The sequence below is a fragment of the Paractinoplanes rhizophilus genome (genome assembly GCF_042664765.1).
Classification (GTDB): Bacteria; Actinomycetota; Actinomycetes; order Mycobacteriales; family Micromonosporaceae; genus Actinoplanes; species Actinoplanes rhizophilus.
This window is the reverse complement of record NZ_JBHTBJ010000003.1, coordinates 268,428-291,325: the sequence shown is the minus strand read 5'-3', so window position 1 is coordinate 291,325 and position 22,898 is coordinate 268,428. Positions and strand designations below refer to the sequence as shown.

Sequence of the window (22,898 nt, the reverse complement as noted above, 5' to 3'; positions counted from 1 at the left end):
CCGCGGCACCCGTCCGCGACCCCCGGAAGTCGGCTCAACCAGCGGCCTTTGCCGCGATCGCGGCGATCAACACCAGCGTCACGAGGGCCAGGACGACCGCTTGCGCTATTTCGCGTTTCCGAGGAGGCGCGTACGCGAGACCGAGCGCGACAACCGCACCCGTGAGCAACCCGCCGAGGTGGCCCTGCCAGGACGTGAACCCCGCGGCGAGGACGAGCCAGATCACGAACGTGAACAGCAGCCGGTTCCGGTCGATCGGATACTCGTGCAGTTTCCGGGTGATCACGAAGTACGCCGCGGCCATGCCGAACCCGGCTCCGGAAGCCCCGATCGCGCCCTGATGCGGATCGATGATCACGACGAACACCGAGCTGCCGAGCGCCGAGATCAGATACAGCGCGAGAAACCGCCACCAGCCCAGCTGCCGCTCGAGGAAGACGCCGAGCGTGGCGATCCACATCATGTTGAAGACGATGTGCGTGAGGCCGAACCCGCTGTCGCCCGGAAGCTGGTGCAGGAAGGCCCCGGTGAACAGCCGCCACACCTCCCCGTGCAGCACGCCGATCGCCTGATACCCCGGCGCCGGCACCCCGTCGTTGACGTAGTACCGCCCGGCCGCGTCGACCAGCCCGGTCCCGAACACGTCGAACCGGTTGATCACCGCCGGGTGCACCAGCTCCACCACGTACGCGATCACATTCAGCGCGATGATCGTGTACGTGACGTAGGCCGTTCCGCCGTGCCGGACCACCGCCCCGAAGATCGTGCGAGCCTGCCGGACGGTCTTGTTCTCGCCCTTCACGCAGTCCGGGCAGCGCTGCCCGACCGGCGCCTCGCGCATGCAGTCCGAGCAGATAAACCGATCGCACCGGCTGCACCGGACAAACGTCTCCCGCCGCGGATGGCGATAACAGGTGGTCTCCGCACCCACGGTCCCCACGAGACACTCCCCGGTTCAGCGATGATCAGGCCCGGAGATTCTGCCCGCTCGACGCCCGCCCCCGCACTCCCCGATGCACACCTGCAACCGACACCCGCGCGCCCGCACCGCCGCGCCGCCCGCACCGCCCGCACCGCCGGCACCGCCCGCCCGCACCGCCCGCCCCTCGGCACCGCCGGCACCGCCGGCACCGCCGGCACCGCCGGCACCGCCGGCACCGCCCGCGCGGATCTTGATGTCTTGCCGTGCACCTGACGCCGAAAGTCATCACAGCCCGCGGCCCGCCGCCGAGCGCCGCCGAACCTTGATGAACTGGCGCACCGAGCAGTCGGCAACTCATCAAGATCGACAGCTCAGCGCAGCCCAGCCCAGCGCGGCGCAGCCCAGCCCAGCGCGGCGCAGCCCAGCGCGGCGCAGCCCAGCGCGGCCCAGCGCGGCGCGGCCCAAGGCGGCGCAGCGCAGGGCAACCAGCCACTCGCCGCGGGGCGGGTGATTTGTCAGGCGGGGGTCTTGGCCGGCGCCTCGCCAAGGACGTCCTTCAGGAGCTGGACGCACCACTGCAGCAGCGCCTGGTCGCGCAGCGGCTCGCCGCCCAGGCGGCGGGTGGCCGGCCGGGGGACGCTCACCTGGTCGGTGGCCTGCTTGTAGACCGCGTCGGGGTGGTAGCGCTTCAGACGTAGCTGCTTGGAGTCGGGCAACGGCAACGGGGAGAAGCGGATGTGCTTGCCCTGCATCGAGACGTCGGTCAGGCCGTACGCGCGGGCCAGCTGGCGGAAGCGGGCGACGGCGATGAGGTTGGCGACCTGGGCGGGGGGCTCGCCGTAGCGGTCGGTCATCTCGGCGACCACCTCGTCGAGCTGCTTGGTGTCCCGGGCCTCGGCCAGCTTGCGGTACATCTCGAGGCGCAGGCGCTCGACCGCGATGTAGTCGACCGGCAGGTGGGCGTCGACCGGGAGGTCGATCTTCACCTCGGGCTCCTCCTCGGGGCGCTCGCCCTTGAAGGCCTGCACGGCCTCGCCGACCATCCGGACGTACAGGTCGAAGCCGACGCCCTCGATGTGTCCGGACTGCTCGCCGCCCAGCAGGTTGCCGGCGCCGCGGATCTCGAGGTCCTTCATCGCCACGTACATGCCGGCGCCCAGCTCGGTGTGCTGGGCGATGGTGGCCAGCCGCTCGTGGGCGTGCTCGGTGAGCGGCTTTTCCCTCGGGTAGAGGAAGTACGCGTACGCGCGCTCGCGGCCCCGGCCGACCCGGCCGCGGATCTGGTGCAGCTGGGCCAGGCCGAGCAGGTCGGCCCGCTCGACGATGAGGGTGTTGGCGTTCGGGATGTCGATGCCGGACTCGACGATCGTGGTGCAGACCAGGACGTCGTACTCCTTCTCCCAGAAGCCGACCATCACCTTTTCGAGCTGGTCCTCGCCCATCTGGCCGTGCGCCACCGCGACCCGGGCCTCCGGAACCAGCTCGCGCAGCTTGCGGGCCGCCCGGTCGATCGACTCGACCCGGTTGTGCAGGTAGAAGACCTGGCCGTCGCGGAGCAGCTCGCGGTGGATGGCCGCGGCCACCTGCTTGTCGTCCTGCGCTCCGACGAAGGTGAGCACCGGGTGGCGCTCCTCGGGCGGGGTGGCGATGGTGGACATCTCGCGGATGCCGGTGATCGCCATCTCGAGCGTGCGCGGGATCGGGGTGGCCGACATGGTGAGCACGTCGACCGACGCGCGCAGCGCCTTGAGCTGCTCCTTGTGCTCGACGCCGAAGCGCTGCTCCTCGTCGACGATGATCAGGCCCAGGTTTTTGAACCTGGTCGAGTTGGCCAGCAGGCGGTGGGTGCCGATGACGATGTCGGCGGTGCCGTCGGCGGCCTGCTCGAGGGTCAGCCTGGCCTCGCTCGGGGTCTGGAAGCGGGACAGCTGCTTGATGGTGACCGGGAACTGGCCCATCCGGTCGGTGAACGTGTTGAAGTGCTGCTGGGCGAGCAGCGTCGTGGGCACCAGCACGGCGACCTGCTTGCCGTCCTGCACGGCCTTGAAGGCGGCCCGTACGGCGATCTCGGTCTTGCCGTAGCCGACATCGCCGCAGATCAGCCGATCCATCGGGACGGCGAGCTCCATGTCGTGCTTGACCTCGCTGATCGCGGCCAGCTGGTCGGGGGTCTCGGTGTACGGGAACGCGTCCTCCAGCTCGCGCTGCCAGGGCGTGTCGTGGCCGAAGGCGTAACCCTTGGAGGCCTGGCGGGCCGCATACAGCTGGATGAGCTGCGCGGCGATTTCGCGTACGGCCTTGCGGGCGCGCGCCTTGCTCTTCTGCCAGTCGGAGCCGCCCATCTTGTGCAGCGAGGGCTGCTCGCCACCGACGTACCGGGACAGCTGGTCGAGCTGGTCGGTCGGCACGTACAGCCGGTCGCCGGGCTGGCCGCGCTTGGACGGCGCGTACTCGATCACCAGGTATTCGCGGTCGGCTCCGTTGACCGTGCGCTGCACGAGCTCGACGTACTTGCCGATGCCGTGCTGCTCGTGCACGACGAAGTCGCCGGGCTTGAGCTCGAGCGGGTCGATCATGTTGCGCCGGCGGGACGGCAGCTTGCGCATGTCCTTGGTGGACGCGCCGCGGCCGCCGCTGATGTCGTTGCCGGTGATGACCGCCAGCTGCGAGGCCGCGTCGACGAAGCCGTGGTTGAGCCCGCCGCAGGTGACCAGCAGCTGGCCGGGCTCGATGGCGGCCGGGATCGACTCGACCGGGGTCACGCCGAGGCCGGAGTCGCGCAGCACCTCGGTGGCGCGCTCGGCCGTGCCGTGCCCCTCGAAGACCAGCGCGATCGCCCACCCGTTGCCCGACCATTCGGAAATGTCGGAGACCAGCCGAGCGGTGTCGCCGTGATAGAGGGCGACCGGCTGCGCGGCGAGCGCAATGGCATCCCCGAGATCGGGCGAGACGTCGGTGACGGCAGGCGCCTCGAGCCAAGGCTGATCATCGGAGGCGGGGACGGAGTCCGACGAAGCCAGGCCGAAGGGGGAAACCGTCCACCACGGCTGCGACAGGGTCGCGGCGTGGGCGCGTACGTCAGCAAGGGTTTTGAAAGCGGCGGCCCCGACGTCGATCGGCGCCTGGCCGCCGACGGCCGCGGCGGCCCAGGAGGCCTCGAGGAACTCATCCGAGGTACGGGTCAGGTCGTGCGCCCGGGTGCGGATGCGCTCGGGGTCGCAGAGCAGCACGTGCGTGCCGGCCGGCATGCAGTCGAGCAGCAGCTCCATGCTGTCGGTGCCGTGCAGCAGCGCCGGGGCCAGCGACTCCATCCCCTCGACCGGGATGCCCTCGGCCAGCTTGTCGAGGATCTCGGCGATCTCGGGGTGGGCCTGGCTCAGCGCCGCGGCCCGCGCCCGCACGTCGGGCGTCAGCAGCAGCTCGCGGCACGGCGGCGCCCAGAGCCGGGTGACCGGGTCGATGGTGCGCTGGTCGGCCACGGCGAAGGTGCGGATCTCCTCGACCTCGTCGCCCCAGAACTCCACCCGGGACGGGTGCTCGTCGGTCGGCGGGAAGACGTCGAGGATGCCGCCGCGCACCGCGAACTCGCCGCGCTTGGTGACCAGGTCGACCCGCGCGTAGGCCATGTCGGTGAGCCGGCGCGCCACCTGCTCGAGCTCGGCCGAGCCGCCGGTGACCAGCTCCACCGGCTCGAGATCGCCCAGGCCCTTGAGCTGCGGCTGCAGCACGCTGCGCACCGGCGCCACGACCACCTGGATCGGCGGGCCCTCGGGATGGGCGAGGCGCCGCAGCACCGCCAGCCGCCGGCCCACCGTGTCGGAGCGCGGGGAGAGCCGCTCGTGCGGCAGCGTCTCCCACGACGGGAAGACCGCCACCCGCGAGGAGTCGATCAGGCAGCCCAGCGCGTCGGCCAGGTCGTCGGCCTCGCGGCTGGTGGCGGTGACCGCGAGCACCGGCCGGGCCGCGCCGCCGAGGTCACTGCCGCCGGCGACGGCGGCCACCACGAAGGGGCGCAGCGCGGCCGGCGCGGTCAGATCGAGGGAGTCCGAGTCGACAAAGCCTTTGCGAGCGAGGTCGCGCGCACGCGCGAGCCCCCGGTCGCGAAGGGCGGCGGGAATCAGGCCCGAGAGTTGCATTACACCCACATCCGAACACGTCGAATAACCCCAAGCGCCCAGACGGGCGGGGGTATGCGACGAAGTCTAGTCCGGCCCTCCGACATTCACCGGCCGCACAACATGTCCGACATGGCTGCCGATAACCGGAGAAAACTCCCGGTTCGTTGTCGGTGCGGCTCCCAGGGAGGGACAACGTGCGGATCCTGCTGCTGGTTACGGCGTTCAACGGATTGACCCAGCGGGCGTGGTGCGCCCTGCGTGAGGCCGGGCACGACGTCGGCGTGCTGCTGGCGACCGGCGAGCGAGACATGATCGAGGGCGTCACGGCGGCCGACCCCGAGCTGATCGTCTGCCCGTTCCTCAAGGACCGGGTGCCGCAGGCCGTCTGGCAGCACTGGCGCACGGTGATCATCCACCCCGGCCCGCCCGGCGACCGCGGGCCGTCCTCGCTGGACTGGGCGATCGCCGACGGCGCCCGCAGCTGGGGCGTCACCGCGCTGCAGGCCGTCGAGGAGATGGACGCCGGACCGATCTGGGCCAGCCGCACGTTCGCGCTGCCGGCCGCTCCCCCGCGCAAGTCGTCGCTGTACAACGGCCCGGTCGCGGACGCCGCCATGGAGTGCATCGCCGAGGTGGTCGGCAAGGCGCAGGACCTCGGCTTCGCTCCGGCCGAGCCGCCCGCCGCGCCGCCGCGCGCGCTGATGCGGCAGGCCGACCGCGCCTTCGACTGGGGCGACCCGACCGAGCACATCCTGCGGAAGATCCGGGCCGCCGACGGCGCCCCGGGAGTGCGGACCGAGGTGGGTGGGCTGCCGGTTTTCGCGTACGACGCCCTGCCCGGCCTGCCCCGCGCCGGCCGGCCCGGTCAGCTGCTCAGCCGCCGGCAGGGCGCGGTGCTGGTCGGCACCGGCGACGGCAGCATCTGGCTCGGTCACCTGCGCCCGGCTGATTCCACCCACGGCCGTGCCGGCATCAAGCTGCCCGCCACCACGCTGCTCGGCACCCGGCTGCGCGGCGTGCCGCACTCGCCGCTGCCGCCCGGCAGCGAGCCCGAGCATCCCGGCTCCTACCGGCAGATCCGCTATCGGCGCAACGGCGCGGTGGGCTGGCTCACCTTCGACTTCTACAACGGCGCGATGGCGCCCGGCCACTCGCGCCGGCTGCTGGCCGCGTTGCGTCACGCGGCCGGCCAGGACACCGAGGTGCTGGTGCTGCGGGGCGGGACCGACGCGTTCAGCAACGGCATCCACCTCAACGTCATCGAGGCCGCGCCCGACCCGGCCAGCGCGGCCTGGGCGAGCATCCGGGCGATCAACGAGGTGTGCCGCGAGATCATCCGGTGCGCCCGGCAGGTGGTGATCGCCGGGTACGCGGGCAGCGCCGGCGCCGGCGGCGTGATGCTCGGCCTCGGCGCCGACATCGTGGCCGCCCGCGACGGGATCGTCCTCAACCCCTACTACGACATGGGGCTGTACGGCTCGGAGCTGCACACGTTCACGCTCCCCCGCCGGGTCGGCGCCAATCGGGCGCAGCAGCTGATCGACGAGAAGCTCCCGGTGAGCGCGGCCCGGGCGCGATCGATCGGCCTGGTCGACGAGGTCGGGCCGCGCCACCCCGACGCGTACGCGGAATGGCTCGCGGCCCTGGCCGACCGCGAGAGCAACGTGCGGACGGCGCGCAACCGGCGCCAGGCCAAGGCCCGGCGGCTGGCCGCCGAACGGGTGCCGCTGGAGGTGTACGAGGCCCGCGAACTGGCCGAGATGAGCCGCGACATGTACGCCGACCGGTCCGGTTTCGCGGCCGCCCGGCACGCCTTCGTCCGCAAGGTCAAGCCGTCGGAGACCCCGGCCCGGCTGCTGCTCGGCGGCGCCGCGCCGCGCCCGCGCGCCTCGGTCCTGCGCCCGGCGGTCCCGGTGTCCGCCTGAGGCATTCCGCGGTGGAAGGTGAGACTTGCCTCAATCCACCCGGTCCATGAGCCGCGCCGATACGATCGGCGGAGTCGGGACAGCGCCGTCCTGGAACACCGAAAGGTTAAAGGAGCGCCCCCGATGACCGACCAGCACGGCCACCTCGACCCCGACGGCCCCGACGCGGCGCTACGCGCCGACATCCGGCGCATCGGCACGCTGCTCGGCCAGACCCTGGCCCGGCAGGAGGGCCGTCCCCTGCTCGACCTGGTCGAGGAGGTGCGGGCCCTGGTGCGGCAGGACGCGGCGGCCGCCGCCGAGCGGCTGGCCGCCATGGACGTCACCACCGGCACCAAGCTGGCGCGCGCGTTCTCCACGTACTTCCAGCTGGCCAACATCACCGAGCAGGTGCATCGCGCCCGCGACCTGCGCCGGCGCCGGGCCCGCGACGGCGGCTGGCTCGACCAGGCCGCCAAGCGGATCGCCGAGCGCGGCGTGCCGGCCGACGAGATCGCCGCGGCGGCCCGCCGGCTCGCGGTGCGCCCGGTCTTCACCGCGCACCCGACCGAGGCCTCCCGCCGCTCGATCCTGTCCAAGCTGCGCCAGGTCGCCGACGAGCTCGACCACGAGGCCGCCGCCCAGGTGCTCTACGGCGCCTCGGACACGACCGCGTCGAACCGGCGCTTCGCCGAGCTGATCGACCTGCTCTGGCAGACCGACGAGCTGCGCCTGGACCGGCCCGAGCCGACCGACGAGGCCCGCAACGCCGTCTACTACCTGCGCGACCTGTACGCCGAGGCCGCCCCTCAGGTGCTCACCGACCTGGCCGAGACGCTTCGCAACCTGGGCGTCGAGACCGCGCCGACGGCCCGCCCGCTGACCTTCGGCTCGTGGATCGGCGGCGACCGGGACGGCAACCCGTTCGTCACCCCGGCGGTCACCCGCGACGTCCTGATGATCCAGCACGAGCAGGGCATCCAGGCCACCGAGCAGGCGATGGACAAGCTGATCGACGAGCTGTCGGTCTCCCGGCGGCTGCGCGGCGTCTCCCTCGACCTGTCCGCCTCGCTCGCCCGGGACCTGGACAACCTGCCCGAGGTCGCGCCCCGGTTCCGCAAGACCAACGCCGAGGAGCCGTACCGGCTGAAGGTGCGGGCGATCAAGGCGAAGCTGGCGAACACCCGCGAGCGGCTGCGCCGCAACACCCCGCACGTGCCGGGCCGCGACTACCTCGGCAACGACGAGCTGATCAGCGACCTCGAGCTGATGCGCGCCTCGCTGGCCCGCAACTCCGGCCAGCTCACCGCGGTCGGCGTGGTGGCCAGCGCGATCCGTACGGTCTCCGCCTTCGGCCTGCAGCTGGCCACCCTCGACGTCCGCGAGCACGCCGAGAAGCACCACGAGGTGCTCCAGCAGATGTACGCGCAGGTCGGCGAGGTCGACGACTACGCGGCGCTGGACCGGACCGAGCGCACCAAGCTGCTGGCCGCCGAGCTCGGTGGCCGCCGGCCGCTGTCCGCCGCCGACACCCCGCTCACCGACTCGGCCCGCAAGACGTTCGACGTCTTCAACACGATCCGCCAGGTGCAGGAGCGGTTCGGGATGGACGTCGTCGAGACGTACATCATCTCGATGACCCTGGGTGTCGACGACGTGCTCGCGGCGGCCGTGCTGGCCCGCGAGGCCGGCCTGATCGACATCCACACCGGGCGCGCCCGGGTCAACATCGTGCCGCTGCTGGAGACCCCCACCGAGCTGGACGCGGGCGGCGAGCTGCTGGACGAGATGCTGTCGCTGCCGGCCTACCGCGAGATCGTGCGGGCCCGCGGCGACGTGCAGGAGGTCATGCTGGGCTACTCCGACTCCAACAAGGAGGGGGGTATCACCACCAGCCAGTGGGGCATCCACAAGGCCCAGCGCAAGCTGCGTGACGTGGCGGCGCGGCACGGCGTACGCCTGCGGCTCTTCCACGGCCGGGGCGGCACCGTCGGCCGGGGCGGCGGCCCGACCCACGAGGCGATCCTGGCCCAGCCGTACGGCACGCTGGACGGCGCGATCAAGGTGACCGAGCAGGGCGAGGTCATCTCCGACAAGTACACGCTGCCGGCGCTGGCCCGGGAGAACCTGGAGCTGACGGTGGCGGCCGTGCTGCAGGCGACGCTGCTGCACACCTCGCCGTCGGTCGACCGACAGCGGCTCGAGCGCTGGGACGCGACCATGGACACCGCGTCGGACGCGGCGTTCGCGGCGTACCGGTCGCTGGTGGAGAACCCGGACCTGCCGGCCTACTTCTGGGCGGCCACCCCGACCGAGCTGCTCGGCGCGCTGAACATCGGCTCCCGGCCGGCCAAGCGGCCCAACACCGACGCCGGGCTGGGCGGGCTGCGGGCCATCCCGTGGGTCTTCGGCTGGACCCAGACCAGGCAGATCGTGCCCGGCTGGTTCGGCGTGGGCTCCGGCCTGGCCGCGGCCCGGGCGGCCGGCAAGGGCGAGGTGCTCAAGGAGATGTACGCGGACTGGCAGTTCTTCCAGACGTTCCTCTCCAACGTCGAGATGATGCTGACCAAGACCGACCTCGGGATCGCCCGGCGCTACGTGGAGACGCTGGTGCCGGCCGAGCTGCACCCGATCTTCGAGCAGATCATGGCGGAGTACGACCGGACCGTCCGCGAGGTGCTGGCGATCACCGGCGGGGACGACCTGCTGGCGTCGCAGCCGGAGCTCAAGCGGACCCTGGGCGTGCGGGACACCTACCTGCTGCCGCTGCACCACCTGCAGGTGGCCCTGCTGCGGCAGTATCGCGAGCTGGGCGCGGCGGATCGGCAGCCGGCCACCGCGCCGGGCGCGCGGCGGGCGCCGTCGGATTCGACGGCGCTGGAGCGGGCGCTGCTGACCTCGGTGAACGGCATCGCCGCCGGCATGCGCAACACCGGCTGATTTTTCGCGTACGGGGGCCGGGCCGCACCCTCTGGGAAACTGAGAGGAAGCTGAGAGACCCCGAGAGGGTCCTCAGGGATCCTCCGGATCCGCCGGGGTGCGCTCGGTTCCTAGGCTGAGCCCGTGACCATCATCGCGACTCAGGCGCTGACCAAGACCTACGGCGGCGGGGTGACGGCGCTCGCCGACCTCACCGTCGAGGTCGACGCGGGCGTCATCGGGCTCGTCGGCGCCAACGGCGCCGGCAAGAGCACCTTTATCAAGATCATGCTGGGGCTTCTCGCGCCCAGCTCGGGTGACGTGCGGGTGTTCGGCCTCGACCCGGTGACCGAGACCGACAAGGTGCGGACCCGGGTCGGCTACATGCCCGAGAACGACTGCCTGCCGCCCGACGTCTCGGCGTCGGAGTTCGTCACCCACGTGGGCCGGCTCAGCGGGCTGCCCAAGGTCGCGGCGCGCGAGCGGGCCTCCGAGGCGCTGCGGCACGTCGGCCTCTACGAGGAACGGTACCGCCAGATCGGCGGCTACTCGACCGGCATGAAGCAGCGGGTCAAGCTGGCCCAGGCGCTCGTGCACGACCCCGACCTGCTGCTGCTCGACGAACCGACCAACGGCCTCGACCCGGCCGGCCGGGACGCCATGCTGACGCTGGTCCACCGCATCGGCAACGAGTTCGGCATCTCGGTGGTGGTCTGCTCGCACCTGCTCGGCGAGGTCGAGCGCATCTGCGACTCGCTGATCGCGATCGAGGGCGGCCACCTGCTGCGCGCCGACCGCATCTCGTCGATGACCGCGGCGTCCGACGTGCTCGCCGTCGAGGTCAGCGAGGGCACCGACGAGCTGGCCGCGGCGCTGCGCGACCTCGGCCTCCCGGTGACCCCCGAGGGCCGGGCGCTGCTGGTGCCGCTCGAGTCCGACGCCGCGTACGACCGCATCCTGCAGGCGGTCGCCCAGCTCGACCTTCCCCTGCACCGGCTCGACCAGCGCCGTCACCGCGTCGCCGAGCTCTTCACCACGAAGGAGACCGCCGATGTCTGAGGCCGGCGTCATCCATGACATCGGATACCAGCGGTATCAAGGTCCCCGCCTGGGCCGGGGCGCCGCCCTGGGCGCGCTCTACACGCACGGGCTGCGCACCGTGTTCGGGCTCGGCCGCAGCGCCAAATCCAAGATCTTCCCGTGGGGCGTGGCCGGCATCATCCTGCTCGTCGCGGTGATCAACGCGGGCGTCCGCTCGCAGACCGGCACGTGGCTGTTCGACTACTTCGCGATCGCCGACCGGATGAGCCTGCTGGTGATCTTCTTCGCCGCGATCGCGGCGCCCGAGCTGGTCTCCCGCGACATCCGCTCCGGCGTGCTCCCGCTCTACTTCAGCCGGCCGCTGCGCGCCGCCGACTACGCGACCGCCAAGGTGGCGGCGCTGGTCACCGGCATCTGGCTGCTGCTCGGCGTGCCCCAGTTCGTCATGTTCCTGACCGGCGCGTTCACCACCAAGACCGGGATGAAGGGAGTGTGGCACGAGCTCGGGCTGCTGATCCCCGGCTGGGGCTACAGCCTGCTCTGGGCGCTGCTGTTCGCGAGCATCAGCCTGCTGGTCGCCTCGCTCACCGGCAAGCGCGCGTTCGCGGCCGGCGGCATCGTCGCGCTGTTCCTGATGACGACGCCGGTGGTCGGCGTGCTCAACCTGCTGCCGTCCCAGACCGCGCACCACCTCTCCGGGCTGGCCAGCCCGATCACGCTGATCAGCGGGGTCGAGATCTGGCTGCGCGACCGCACCGACATCGGCCTCGACATCGGCGACCTCGGCCCGGTCTACGCGATCGAGGCGGTCTGCCTGATCGCCGCCTGCCTGCTGCTGTTGCTGGCCCGCTACCGGAAGGTGGCCTCGCTATGAGCACCGTGGAACTTCAGAACGTCTCCCGCTGGTACGGCAACGTAGTGGCGGTCAACGACATCAGCATGACCCTGCAGCCCGGGGTGACCGGCCTGCTCGGCCCGAACGGCGCCGGCAAGACCACGGTGCTGCACATGATGGCCGGCTTCCTCGCCCCGTCGCGCGGCACGGTGACCATCGACGGCTCGCCGACCTGGCGCAACCCCGGCATCTACCGCGCCCTCGGCCTGGTCGCCGAGCGCGAGGCGGTGCACGGCTTCCTCACCGCCCGCCAGTTCGTCGAGGCCTGCGCCAAGATGCAGAAGCTGCCTGACCCCCGGGCCGCCGCGACCCGCGCCCTGGAGATGGTCGAGATGACCGACGCCCAGGATCGTCGCATCGAGACCTTCTCCAAGGGCATGCGCCAGCGCACCCGGGTCGCGGGCGCGCTCGTGCACGAGCCGCAGGTGCTGCTGCTCGACGAGCCGTTCAACGGGATGGACCCGCGGCAGCGGATGCACATGATGGACCTGCTGCACCGGCTCGGCGACGCCGGCCACACCATCCTGTTCAGCTCGCACATCCTGGAGGAGGTCGAGCAGCTTTCCGGCCTGGTCCAGGTGATCGTGGCCGGGCGCCTGGCGGCCTCCGGCGACTACCGCCGCATCCGCCGGCTGATGACCAACCGCCCGCACGTCTTCGCGGTGCAGAGCTCCGACGACCGCAAGCTGGCCGTCGCCCTGATCGGGGAGAAATCGGTGAGCGGCGTCGAGATCGAGGCCGGCGGCCTGACCGTGCGCGCCTCCGACTACGGCAGCTTCACCCGCGCGCTGCCGCGCATCGCCCTCGGCGAGGGCATCCGGCTGCGGCGCCTGCTGCCGTCCGACGAGTCGCTGGAGAGCGTCTTCTCCTACCTGCTGGAGGCATGATGTCCACGGTCGCCTACATCACCGCCCGCGGCCTGTTCGGCCGGCGCCGGGTGCTCCTGCTGCTTCCGCTGCCGCTGCTGCTGGTCGGGCTCGCGCTGATCTGCCGGGCGTACGACGTCGACCCCAACCAGTGGGGCCAGGCCGTCGTGGTCGGGCTCGGGCTCGTGGTCGTCCTGCCGGTCACCGCCCTGATCGTCGGCACCGGGGTGCTCGGCTCCGAGGTCGACGACGGCACGATCATCCACATTCTCACCAAGCCGCTGCCCCGCCGCGACATCATCCTGGCCAAGCTCCTGGTGGCCGGCGGCGTCTCGGCGGTGGCCGGGGCGGTCCCGCTGTGCATCGCCGGCGTGCTGGCCGACGGCGCCCGCTTCGGCCTGGCCCTGGCGGCCGCCGCCGTGATCGGCGCGATCGCGTACTCGGCGCTGTTCCTCCTGCTCAGCCTGCTGACCCGGCGCCCAGTCCTGCTCGGCCTGGTCTACATCCTGGTCTGGGAGGGCCTGCTGGGAAACTTCGTGAGCGGCACCCGGGTCCTGTCCATCCAGCAGTACGTCATCACGATCGCCGACAAGATCGCCCCGACCGGCATCCTCGACAGCAAGGTCAATCTCACCCTCGCCATCATCATGAGCGTGACCTTCGCCATCGGGGGCACCCTGTACGCCATCAACCGGCTGGGCTCGTTCAGCATGGCCGGCGAGACCAGCTGACCGACCCGCCACAGGCCGGCCGAGGGCTCCCGTCCGCCACGGGAGCTCTCGGCCCCCGCCGTGGAGATCGATTTCCGCTCCCGTTGTCATGCGACTAGGAACGCGGCGTGTTGTCGGCCTACAGAGTCGCGGTCGGGGGTGTTCATCGGCCTTGAACAGAAACGTCCATCAGGGCCTGCACGGCGAGGGCTTCATCCACGCCCTCGCGTGCGCCGCCGGCTTCACGACGGCGCGGATGAACCTGGACCTGGACGGAGTCGACTGGCAGATCGCCCATCCGGGCCCGCGCGGCACAACTCGATCACCCAAAATCGAGATGCAGGTCAAGTCCACGTCGGCGCCGCTGGTGAAGGACGGCGTCATTCACCAGCGGCTGGATGATCCGGCGAGTGTGACGGTCAGGGTTCTGCTGCGGAATCTGTTGACGGTCGACGCTCTCGGTTGCCTTCTGGCCGGGGATTTGGGAGGTGCGGCGCGATGATCCGGGCTCAGGTCACCGATCGCGATGCGCTGGCCGCGCGGCTGCCCTCCGAGCTGGCCATGTATCTGCGTGCCCACGAGTGGACCATGCGAGAACGGTCGGGCACCGGCGTCCAGTGGACCAAGACGGTCGGCGGGGACGAGTTCGAGGCACTTCAACCGCAGGAGTCGACGGTCCGGGACTATGCCGCTCGCGTGCGCGATCTCCTCAATGTGCTGGCCGTCGTGGAGGACCGCTCGCAGCTCGAGATCCTCGGCGACATCACCAGCGTTTCCATGGATGTCCACAGCGTGCGCGCGTTCCCGTCGGAGAGCTCGCCCGGAATGATCGGCCTCGACGACGGCGTCCAGGCGTTCGAGAGCGTGCGGAGCCTGGTCGTCGCCGCGGCCTACGCGGTCAGCGCCGAACGTCCGCGTGCCGTGCAGCCGGCCCGCAAGTCGGCCGAGGTGCTGCGGCTGCTGCGGGAGGTGCGGATAGCGCCGCCCGCGGAGGGCAGCTTCATCGTGGCCGTCCACACGCCGGTGCCGCCGCGATTGTCGACCGCCGCACCCGCCCTCTTCGAGGAGGAGCCGGTGGAGCCGTTCGAGCGGCGCGTCTCGCTGCGGCTCTACGATGCCGTTCGCGCGGCCCACAACGCGGCGAACGATGCCCTCGTCGGGCCCGACGGGCTGGACGCTTTCACCGACGCCGTGCCGACGGGAGTCAGCGCCAATCTCTGCGAGGCTCTGGTCGGCCTGGGCGGTGAGGCGGGTCATCCCTTCGAGCTCTCCCTGCGGCTCGCGCCGTCCCGGCCATTGCGCGCCAGGCTGTTCGAGCCCATTCATTTCCGTCGCGATCACCTGCCGGTGCTGGCCTCGGCGGCCCAGGAACTGCGTGAGCGCGTGCCCGAGGAGGGTGCGGTGGTTGTCGGCAACGTGGTGCGGCTGCATCGCGAGGGTGCGGGCACCGGCGAGATCAGTGTCGCCGGCACGGTCGACGGGGACGAGCGACTCCGCCGGGTCTGGATGAACCTGGGCGACGAGGATTACGCGTCCGCCACCCGCGCCCATCAGGACATGCTGACCGTGTCGGTGCGAGGCGACCTGGTACGGCGCGGCACCCGGCTCTACCTGACAAATCCGGCCACGTTCCGCGTCATCGCCGGTGATGACTAGCCGCATGGGACGCCGTGTTCCAGGTAGCGGGTCTCGCCGGGCACGGCGGCCCGCAAGCGGCGGGACAGGCGCGCGACCGTGTAGTCGTCGAGGTTGTCGGGGGCCACGAACGCCCACTCGGTGATCTCGCCGTCGACGAAGCGGATCGCGGACCGGTCGGCTTCGGTGAGGAGGCCGCCGTCGAAGACGAACAGCAGCTTGTCGCCCTGGGCGGGGTGCGGCGCCCAGTCGATCACCAGGGCCGGGCCGACCGCGATGGTCAGGCCGAGCTCCTCGGCCACCTCGCGGGCGCACGCCTCGGACGGGGTCTCGCCCTCCTCGACCATGCCGCCGGGGATGTCCCACTCCGGTTTGTAGTGCGGCTTCACCAGCATGAACCGCCCGCCGGCGTCGCGGAACAGCGCGCCGGCGGCCACGAGCAGGGCCATGCGAGCGAGCCTACGGGGTGACGGCCACCTGGAAGATCGGAAGTTTGCCGAGCTTGCGGTAGGCGTGCAGGGCGGCGGGGGTGCTGTCCACCGAGGAGTCCTGTCCCTTCTGGTTGTGCGGGGTCTCGAACTGGACCATGGCACGGATCTTGGGGAAGCGGCGGATCTCCCGGCCCAGCTCGCGGTAGAAGTCGACCTTGTAGGCGGTGTTGCGCTTGGAGGACCAGACGCCCCACTCGGCGATCATCAGCGGCTTGCCGGGGTGCCGGGTGACGGCCCAGGTGTAGAAGCCCGGCCAGCTGCGCTTGCCGGAAATCTCGATCTTGCGGTTGAAGACCTCGGCGAAATCGCCGTGGCCGTAGCCGGGGTCGCTGTACGCGTACGTGTCGAAGCCGATCCAGTCCACGTAGTCGTCGCCCGGATACATGTCGTTGAACCAGCTCTGGGTCGCGTGCGGCACGTACGCCATGTGCACCAGCACGGTGACCATGTTGTGCACGCCGTGCGCCCGCAGCCGCTTCACCACGTGCCGGAACATCGCCGCGTAGTCGCGGGCGGTGTACCCGGAGCCGGCCTTGGCGCGCACGTCGTTCTCGGCCTCGTGGTGCACGGCCAGGAAGAACCGCTCGGGGAAGTTCTTGTTGATGTGCGCGGCGAGCCGGTCGAGGAACGCGTCGGTCCGCTTGTCGCCGCGGGCGATCGCGGCCCACGACGCCGACTCGGGCTTCCAGTTGAGGAACAGGATGCGCTTGCGGCCGTGCTGGCGGGCGATCGCGATCTCCTGCGGCGTCGGGAAGAGCTGCCGGATGCCGCCGTGGTACGCGTGGTAGATCGCCTGGGTGCGCCCGGTCTTGCGCTCGAACTCGGCGAGCGCCGACGCGCCGCGGCTCTCGGTGTGCGCTCCGGGCGCGACGCCCCAGAGGATCCCGCAGGTCGGCACCAGTTTGCGCCCGGTGCGGCAAGGGCCGCGCCGGGGAGCGGGCGCCACGGCGCCAGGAGGCACCGGCGGGGGCGCCGCCACGGCCGGCGACAAGGCGGTCGGCGACAAAGTGGACCCCGGGGCGGCGGCGGAAGACGGCGACGGACCCGCGGACGACGGCGTCACCCAGGCCGGCCGGGGCAGCGGCCCGGAACGGATCGGCTCGTCCGGCGCGGCGAGCACCGGCAGCGACACGGTGGGATCCCCCACCGGCCCGAGCGGCAGCCCGATCTGGTCCACCCCGCCGGTCCAGGCCCACGCGAGCGTGGTGACCACCGAGAGGACGAAGGCCGTCGGAACGGCGGCGACCTGGACAAGCCGGAAGTGGCGGGGGCGTCGACTCACGAGGTGCCAGTATTGTGACCAAGATCCGGTTTGTCCAATACCCGACGCGGAACAATCGGACAAATAGCCGTCATGGAGACCCGTCTCGACCGCGATCGGCGGGGCTGCGAAACTGTCCCCTAATCGGTCGCAGGGGGATACGAAGGTGAATGGTTCGGTGCTTCCCGAGGACGTCCTGCGCGACGCGCCGTCGTACACGCCGCACGCGCACGAGCTCGCGGACCTCGAACTGCTGCTCTCGGGGGCGTATGCGCCGCTCACCGGCTTCCAGGACCGCGCCGACCTGAACGCATTGCGCCGCCGCGGCCAGCTCGCCGACGGCACGCCGTGGCCGGTCGCGGTGACCCTCGAGGTGCCGGCCGAGATCGCAAGCGACCTGATCCTCGAGGACCCGCTGCACCGCACGATCATCCTGACCGACCCGGAGGGCGCGCCGGTCGCGGCGCTGGAGGTCACCGACGCGTGGCCGGCCAAGGAGCGCACCTACGGCGTGGGCGGCACGGTCCGCCGGATGGGTGACGGCGGGCACGGGCCGTTCCAGCGGCTGCGGCGCACGCCCGCCGAGGTCCGGGCCCTGTTGCCACCCGGGCGGGTGCTCGGCGTGATCGCCGACCGGCCGCTGCACCGCCCGCAGCTCGCCCAGATCGCGCACGCGGCCCGCACCCTCGCGGCCCACCTGCTGATCCTGATCCCGGTGAGCGGGCCGGGCCCGGACGGGCTGCCGCCCGAAGCGCTGGTCCGGGCGATCTTCGCGGCCCGCGACCGGATGCCGCCGGCCACCATCGTGGCCGTGCCGCTGCTGAACCGGGGCGACGAGATGCGCGACGCGCTGCTGCGCGCGCGCGTCGCCGCGGCGTACGGCGTCACGCACGTGCTCTCCACCGGCGAGATGCTCTCCGGCGCGGGCCTGCGCGTGCTGGTCCCCCGCGAGCTGGCCTACGACAACCGCGACGGCCAGTGGCGCTGGCGCGACGACATCCCGCCGCGCAACCGCCGGCTCGCGATGACCCCGGCCGAGATCGACGACGTGCTCGACCGCGGCTTCCCGCTGCCCGAGTGGCACACCCCGCCCGCGGTGGCCAAGGAGCTGGTCCGGGCCCGCCCGCCGCGCCGGCACCGTGGTCTGGTGGTGTTCTTCACCGGCTACTCCGGCTCCGGCAAGTCGACCATCGCCCGCGGCCTCGCCGACTCGCTGCGCGAGTCCGGCGAGCGCACGATCACCCTGCTGGACGGGGATGTGGTGCGGCGCGAGCTCTCGGCGGGGCTGGGCTTCTCCAAAGCCGACCGGGACCGCAACGTACGCCGGATCGGCTGGGTCGCCGCCGAGGTGGGCCGCCACCGGGGCATGGCCGTCGCCTGCCCGATCGCGCCCTACGAGTCGGCCCGCGCCGCGGTCCGCCGGATGGCGCAGGACGCCGGGGCCGGCTTCGTGCTGGTGCACGTCAACACCCCGCTCGAGGTCTGCGAGCAGCGCGACCGCAAGGGCCTGTACGCGCGGGCCCGGGCCGGCCAGCTGCGCGGCATGACCGGCATCGACGACCCGTACGAGGAGCCGGCCGACGCCGAGCTGACCATCGACACCACCACCATCACCGTCCCCGAGGCGATCGAGCTCGTGCTCGCCTACCTCGTCGACAACGGCTGGGTGGAGCCGAAACTGTAGGGCGAAACCCGGCCTACCCCATCACGAAGGCGGAAGTGAGCCGTTTACCCCTCGGGGGCAAAACGCCCGAACTCACTCCACCCCCGAAAGGGCCGCCAACCGATGGAAGCGTCTCGCCCCGCGGATGTCTCGCACTACCTCGGCATCTTCCGCCGACACTGGTGGATCGCGCTGGTCGCGACGGCCGCGGGCCTGGGCGCGGGCGCGGCGCTGACCAACGCGCTGCCCAAGGTGTACGAGTCGTCGACCGCGGTCCTGGTGCAGGCCATCGACCAGGACACGAACGCGCAGGGCGGCCGCACCAAGGGGGCGGTCAACCTGGACACCGAGGCGCAGCTGGTCGGCTCGGGCGCGGTGGCCACCAAGGCGGCGGCCCTGCTGCGCAGCCCGCGGTCGCCGATCGAGCTGGCCCGGGACGTCTCGGTCGAGGTGCCGGCGAACACCACCGTCCTGATGATCACGTTCCAGGCGGGCACGCCGCAGGAGGCGCAGGCCGGGTCGCACGCGTTCGCCGAGGCGTACTTGCGCAACCGTGAGGAGACCGCGCAGAGCGGCCTGGACCAGCAGATCAAGACGCTGACCGCGAAGATCAAGCAGCTCACCACCACGCTGACCGGGATCAACGGGCGGCTCGCCCGGGCGGTGAAGGGCAGCCCGGACGAGGGCAACCTGATGAGCCTGCGCAACAACTCGCAGAACCAGTTGAACGGGCTCACCGGGCGGCTCAACGAGCTGACCACGACCACGGTCGGCGCCGGCAGCATCATCAGCGACGCCCGCCTGCCGGAGACCCCGAGCAGCCCGAACCCGATGGTCAACCTGTCCACCGGCGGCATGGTCGGACTGCTGCTCGGGGTGGCGCTGGCGTTCATGCGGGAGCGGTTCGACCGGCGGCTGCGCTCGGCGGCCGACGTGCGCGACCGGGGCCGGCTCAACGTACTGGCCGCGCTGGACGAGCGCACCACGCCGCACTTCGACGACGTGCTCCAGCCGTACGGGGCCGGCGGCCGGGTCTTCAACCGGCTGCGCAACGAGATCCTGGCGACGCTGAACCCCAGCGACCAGGTGATCGTGGTGACCGGAACCAGCCGCGGGTCGGCCGCCACGCTGGTAGCCGCGAACCTGGCCGCCGCGCTGGCCCGGACGGGCAGCGACGTCGTGCTGATCGGCGCGCACCTGCCGGACAGCGTGGTCGACGCCGCGCCGCTGGCCCGGATGCTCGGCGTCGCGGCCGTGCCGGGCCTGTCCGACCTGTTGGCCGGCCGGGTCGGGCTGGCCCGCGCGCTGCAGCGCACCCCGCGTATCCCCTCGCTGCGGGTGATCACCACCGGCGGCGCGGCCACCGCGGCCGGCCTCATGCAGTCGCAGCGGCTCAAGGACACCCTCGAGACGCTGCGCCGGCAGGGCGGGTACGTGGTGATCGAGGCGCCGTCGACCAGCAGCAGCGCCGACGCGCAGGGCCTGGCCAGCCTGGCCGACGCCGCCCTGCTCGCGGTCGAGCTGCGCAAGTCGCGCCGCCCCGCGCTGCTGGACGCGGCCGAGCAGCTCCGCCGGGTCGGCACCCCGCTGCTGGGCGCGGTGGTCCTGCCCCGGCTGCCCAACCTGCCGGCCGCCGAGGTCAACCCGCCCGCCGTGACCCTGACGCCGGCCGAGAGCGCCGACCTCACCCAGCCGATGCGCTTCCCGACCAACACGATGTCGGCCGCGGAGAAGGCCGCGAAGGCCGCGGCGGCCGAGAAGACCGCCGAGAAGCCGCAGGTCCGGCCGCGCACCGCGGAAGCGGCCGCCGAGATCACCGCGGTGATCGACATGTCCGGGGTGGCCAAGGACGGCGACGGGAAGTGACGCCGGTCGCCCCGGCCACCGCGGACATCCAACGGACCGGCGGCCCCGCGCACGGCGCGCGCAAGCCACTGACCCTGCCGGCCTGGCCGGTGGCGAGCATCCTCGCGCTCTATCCGTTGTGGTGGGCGCTCGGGCTCGGCGTACTGATCTTCGCGGTCCTGGCCGTACCCATGCTGTTCCTGCTTTTGCGACGCCGGGCCGCCGGCCGGACGCTGCGGCTGCCGCCCGGTTTCGCCTGGTGGGCCCTGTTCCTGGTGGCCGTGGTGGTGAGCATCGGCGCGCTCGGCGCCGACCCGGCCGGCACCGTCGCCGAGCACGCGACCGACCGCCTGACCGGCGCGGCCTACAAGCTGGTCATGTACCTGGCGCTGACCGTGCTGCTGCTCTACGCCGGCAACCTGACCGAGGCCGAGCTGCCCCAGCGCCGCCTGGTCAAGCTGCTGGGCTGGCTCTTCGTGGTGACCGTGGCCGGCGGGATCCTCGGCATGGTCGCGGGGAACTTCCAGTTCACGTCCCCGGTCGAGCTGCTGCTGCCGCACGGCGTACGCAACAAGGGTTTCGTGCAGTCGCTGGTGCACCCCTACGCCGCGCAGGTCATGGATCTCATCGGCGGGGAGAAGCCTCGCCCAGCCGCGCCCTGGGGGTACACCAACACCTGGGGCAACAACTTCTGCCTGCTGGCCGGCTGGCTGGTCGTCGCGGCCTGGCAGACCGGCCGGCCGCGGCACAAGCTCGGGGCGGTCGTCTGCCTGCTGGTCTCGATCGCGCCGGCCGTCTTCTCGCTCAACCGCGGCCTGTGGATCGGCCTGGGCGTGCTGATCGTCTACGTGGCCGCCCGCTACGTGCTGGCCGGCAAGCTCTGGATCATCGGGGTGCTCACGGTCGCCACCGCCCTGCTCGGCGTCGCGCTGATCGCCACCCCGCTCGGCTCGGTGATCACCGCCCGGCTCGACAACGGCAAGTCCAACGGCGTGCGGTCGTTCCTGATCGACCGGGCGCTGGACGGCTTCACCGGCTCCCCGGTGATCGGGTACGGCGGCACCCGGAACACCGCCGGCGGCCGCCAGTCGATCACGGTGGGCGAGAGCGCCGGCTGCGAACGCTGCGGCAACTTCACGGTCGGCGGCAACGGCCAGCTGTGGCAGCTGCTCTACGCGCACGGCCTGGCCGGCACGGCCGGTTACCTCGGCTTCTTCGGCTACGGCCTGTGGCGCTTCCGCCGGGACCGCAGCGCAATCGGGGTGGCCGGCGGCGCCGCGCTGGTCAGCTCGTTCACCGCGATGCTCTGGTACAACTCGCTGGTCACCCCTCTGGCCTTCATGGTTCTGGCCTTTGCGCTGCTCTGGCGCAACTCACCCGAGGGGGATCCGACATGAGTCCGGTGAAGACGGCTCCGGCCGAGCTGACCGCCGGCGACGCCGCGCTGCGCACCCAGTACCTGACCGAGGTGCTCGACCTGCTCTACCCGTGGCCGTGCCGCACCGACGGATCGCCCGGCACCCCGATCGCCGAATATCTGGTCGTCCCGGACGCCCGGCGGCCCAAGCTGCTGGTCCCGTCCGGCTCGCGCCGGGTCGCCGCCGCCGCGGTGCGCCGCTACGCCGAGCCGCAGTCCCGCTCGGCGAAGCTCAAGCGCGACGCGGTGATCGCCGCGATGCGGACCGGCGCCTCGGCCGTACTGCTGCGCGACCGGGTCCGGGTGACCGGCCCGTTCTCCTCGAGCATCGACGGCTACCTGAGCGAGCAACTGGGCCGGGAGCTCTCGGTCAGTGTCCACATCGGTCCGGCGCGGGCCAACCGCAAGCCGGTTCTCCAGCTCATCGGGCCGGAGGGCGACACGTTCGGGTTCGGCAAGCTCGGCACCGGCCCGCTGACCAGGCAGCTGGTCAAGGCGGAGACCGCGGCGCTCACCGCGCTGGCCGGCACCGGCCTGACCCGGCTGACCGTGCCCCGGGTGCTGCACGCCGGCGAGTGGCGCGGCCTCGAGGTGCTGGTCCAGTCGGCGCTGCCGGTCTGGCTGCCGCGCGCGCCGCTGACCCAGCGCCGGCTGGTCGCGGCCATGCTCGACATCGCCGGCTGCTGCGGCTACACGTCCGGCCCGCTGGACGAGAGCGGGTACTGGGGTGACCTGCGCGGCCGGCTCGCGGCGGTGGCCGGCCGCACCGAGGGCGCCGGCCTCGGCCCGGCGGCGGAGTTGCTGGTCAAGCACGCGGGCGACACCGTCTTCCGGTACGGCGCGTGGCACGGCGACTGGGCCCCCTGGAACATGGCGAACCTCGCCGACGCGCTGCTGGTCTGGGACTGGGAACGGTTCGCGACCGGGGTGCCGATGGGCTTCGACGCGATCCACCACGAGCTGCAGAAGCGGATCCAGTCGACCGGCGACGCCCAGGACGCGGTCGAGCAGACCGTGCGCCGGGCCGGGGAGCTGCTCGCGCCGTTCGGGGTGCCGCCGGCCGGCCGCGAGGTGACCGCGCTGCTGTACCTGGTGGACCTCGCGGTCCGCTATCTGACCGACCGTCAGGCCGAGGCGGGTGCCCGCCTGGGCGTGCTCGGCACCTGGCTACTGCCGGTGCTGATCCGCCGGGTCGAGGAGCTCTGAGGAGA

Annotated in this window: 16 protein-coding genes; 12 read left to right on the top strand and 4 right to left on the bottom strand. The window is 72.1% G+C overall.

All coding sequences use genetic code 11. The annotated features are described in order from the left end of the window. Positions 1-34: 34 nt before the first annotated feature. Together ACFQS1_RS07215 and mfd are read right to left on the bottom strand one after the other, a co-directional pair. Positions 35-841 (bottom strand): rhomboid family intramembrane serine protease, encoded by an 807-nt coding sequence (locus ACFQS1_RS07215; protein ID WP_378965351.1) that lies wholly within the window; start codon positions 839-841, stop codon positions 35-37. 596 nt (positions 842-1,437) lie between these two features. Then, positions 1,438-5,058: a transcription-repair coupling factor gene (gene mfd, locus ACFQS1_RS07210; protein ID WP_378965350.1), complete on the bottom strand. Its 3,621-nt coding sequence runs from the start codon at positions 5,056-5,058 to the stop codon at positions 1,438-1,440. A 176-nt stretch (positions 5,059-5,234) separates the two neighbouring features. Between mfd and ACFQS1_RS07205 the strand changes: the two genes are divergently transcribed. From ACFQS1_RS07205 to ACFQS1_RS07170, 8 genes are all read left to right on the top strand, one after another. Continuing rightward, complete coding sequence (locus tag ACFQS1_RS07205) at positions 5,235-6,965, top strand: hydrogenase maturation protein (protein WP_378965348.1); 1,731 nt, start codon at positions 5,235-5,237, stop codon at positions 6,963-6,965. Positions 6,966-7,088: 123 nt separating this feature from the next. Continuing rightward, complete coding sequence (gene ppc, locus ACFQS1_RS07200; protein ID WP_378965347.1) at positions 7,089-9,884, top strand: phosphoenolpyruvate carboxylase; 2,796 nt, start codon at positions 7,089-7,091, stop codon at positions 9,882-9,884. Between the two features lie 123 nt (positions 9,885-10,007). Then, positions 10,008-10,922, top strand: coding sequence for an ABC transporter ATP-binding protein (locus ACFQS1_RS07195; RefSeq protein WP_378965346.1), 915 nt, complete (start codon positions 10,008-10,010; stop codon positions 10,920-10,922). Next, positions 10,915-11,778 carry an ABC transporter permease gene (locus ACFQS1_RS07190; RefSeq protein WP_378965344.1) on the top strand — a complete coding sequence of 288 codons (864 nt, stop codon included), beginning with the start codon at positions 10,915-10,917 and terminating at the stop codon, positions 11,776-11,778. The genes ACFQS1_RS07195 and ACFQS1_RS07190 overlap by 8 nt, the downstream gene beginning before the upstream one ends. Further along, on the top strand, positions 11,775-12,686 hold the full coding sequence (locus ACFQS1_RS07185; protein ID WP_378965343.1) for an ABC transporter ATP-binding protein: 912 nt from the start codon (positions 11,775-11,777) through the stop codon (positions 12,684-12,686). The genes ACFQS1_RS07190 and ACFQS1_RS07185 overlap by 4 nt, the downstream gene beginning before the upstream one ends. Further along, positions 12,686-13,396: an ABC transporter permease gene (locus ACFQS1_RS07180; protein ID WP_378965429.1), complete on the top strand. Its 711-nt coding sequence runs from the start codon at positions 12,686-12,688 to the stop codon at positions 13,394-13,396. Before ACFQS1_RS07185 ends, ACFQS1_RS07180 begins: the two co-directional genes overlap by 1 nt. 151 nt (positions 13,397-13,547) lie before the next feature. Next, positions 13,548-13,877, top strand: coding sequence for a hypothetical protein (locus ACFQS1_RS07175; protein ID WP_378965342.1), 330 nt, complete (start codon positions 13,548-13,550; stop codon positions 13,875-13,877). Then, positions 13,874-15,031, top strand: a complete 1,158-nt coding sequence (locus tag ACFQS1_RS07170; RefSeq protein WP_378965341.1) for a hypothetical protein — start codon at positions 13,874-13,876, stop codon at positions 15,029-15,031. The genes ACFQS1_RS07175 and ACFQS1_RS07170 overlap by 4 nt, the downstream gene beginning before the upstream one ends. Here the strand turns inward: ACFQS1_RS07170 and ACFQS1_RS07165 are convergent. Together ACFQS1_RS07165 and ACFQS1_RS07160 are read right to left on the bottom strand one after the other, a co-directional pair. Next, the gene (locus ACFQS1_RS07165; RefSeq protein ID WP_378965340.1) at positions 15,028-15,459 is read right to left on the bottom strand and encodes an NUDIX domain-containing protein; all 432 of its coding nucleotides are present in this window, start codon (positions 15,457-15,459) and stop codon (positions 15,028-15,030) included. The two genes, ACFQS1_RS07170 and ACFQS1_RS07165, sit on opposite strands and share 4 nt — an antisense overlap. A 10-nt stretch (positions 15,460-15,469) precedes the next feature. Next, positions 15,470-16,783 carry a glycoside hydrolase family 26 protein gene (locus ACFQS1_RS07160; RefSeq protein WP_378965339.1) on the bottom strand — a complete coding sequence of 438 codons (1,314 nt, stop codon included), beginning with the start codon at positions 16,781-16,783 and terminating at the stop codon, positions 15,470-15,472. 145 nt (positions 16,784-16,928) lie between these two features. Here ACFQS1_RS07160 and cysC point away from each other — a divergent pair, with 145 nt between their 5' ends. From cysC to ACFQS1_RS07140, 4 genes are all read left to right on the top strand, one after another. Continuing rightward, positions 16,929-18,446 carry an adenylyl-sulfate kinase gene (gene cysC / locus ACFQS1_RS07155; protein ID WP_378965337.1) on the top strand — a complete coding sequence of 506 codons (1,518 nt, stop codon included), beginning with the start codon at positions 16,929-16,931 and terminating at the stop codon, positions 18,444-18,446. Positions 18,447-18,548: 102 nt separating this feature from the next. Continuing rightward, on the top strand, positions 18,549-20,291 hold the full coding sequence (locus ACFQS1_RS07150) for a Wzz/FepE/Etk N-terminal domain-containing protein (RefSeq protein WP_378965335.1): 1,743 nt from the start codon (positions 18,549-18,551) through the stop codon (positions 20,289-20,291). Continuing rightward, a complete protein-coding gene (locus ACFQS1_RS07145; protein ID WP_378965333.1) occupies positions 20,288-21,667 on the top strand; it encodes a hypothetical protein in 1,380 nt (459 codons plus the stop codon). Before ACFQS1_RS07150 ends, ACFQS1_RS07145 begins: the two co-directional genes overlap by 4 nt. After that, positions 21,664-22,893: a hypothetical protein gene (locus tag ACFQS1_RS07140; protein ID WP_378965332.1), complete on the top strand. Its 1,230-nt coding sequence runs from the start codon at positions 21,664-21,666 to the stop codon at positions 22,891-22,893. Before ACFQS1_RS07145 ends, ACFQS1_RS07140 begins: the two co-directional genes overlap by 4 nt. The last annotated feature ends 5 nt before the right edge of the window (positions 22,894-22,898 follow it).

Excerpts from the sequence above, each read along its gene's own strand:
- ACFQS1_RS07170 (WP_378965341.1), top strand. The coding sequence starts at position 13,874 with ATGATCCGGGCTCAGGTCACCGATCGCGATGCGCTGGCCGCGCGGCTG.
- ACFQS1_RS07150 (WP_378965335.1), top strand. The coding sequence starts at position 18,549 with ATGGAAGCGTCTCGCCCCGCGGATGTCTCGCACTACCTCGGCATCTTC.
- ppc (WP_378965347.1), top strand. The coding sequence starts at position 7,089 with ATGACCGACCAGCACGGCCACCTCGACCCCGACGGCCCCGACGCGGCG.
- ACFQS1_RS07140 (WP_378965332.1), top strand. The coding sequence starts at position 21,664 with ATGAGTCCGGTGAAGACGGCTCCGGCCGAGCTGACCGCCGGCGACGCC.
- ACFQS1_RS07165 (WP_378965340.1), bottom strand. The coding sequence starts at position 15,459 with ATGGCCCTGCTCGTGGCCGCCGGCGCGCTGTTCCGCGACGCCGGCGGG.
- ACFQS1_RS07185 (WP_378965343.1), top strand. The coding sequence starts at position 11,775 with ATGAGCACCGTGGAACTTCAGAACGTCTCCCGCTGGTACGGCAACGTA.
- ACFQS1_RS07215 (WP_378965351.1), bottom strand. The coding sequence starts at position 841 with ATGCGCGAGGCGCCGGTCGGGCAGCGCTGCCCGGACTGCGTGAAGGGC.
- ACFQS1_RS07190 (WP_378965344.1), top strand. The coding sequence starts at position 10,915 with ATGTCTGAGGCCGGCGTCATCCATGACATCGGATACCAGCGGTATCAA.
- mfd (WP_378965350.1), bottom strand. The coding sequence starts at position 5,058 with ATGCAACTCTCGGGCCTGATTCCCGCCGCCCTTCGCGACCGGGGGCTC.
- ACFQS1_RS07180 (WP_378965429.1), top strand. The coding sequence starts at position 12,686 with ATGTCCACGGTCGCCTACATCACCGCCCGCGGCCTGTTCGGCCGGCGC.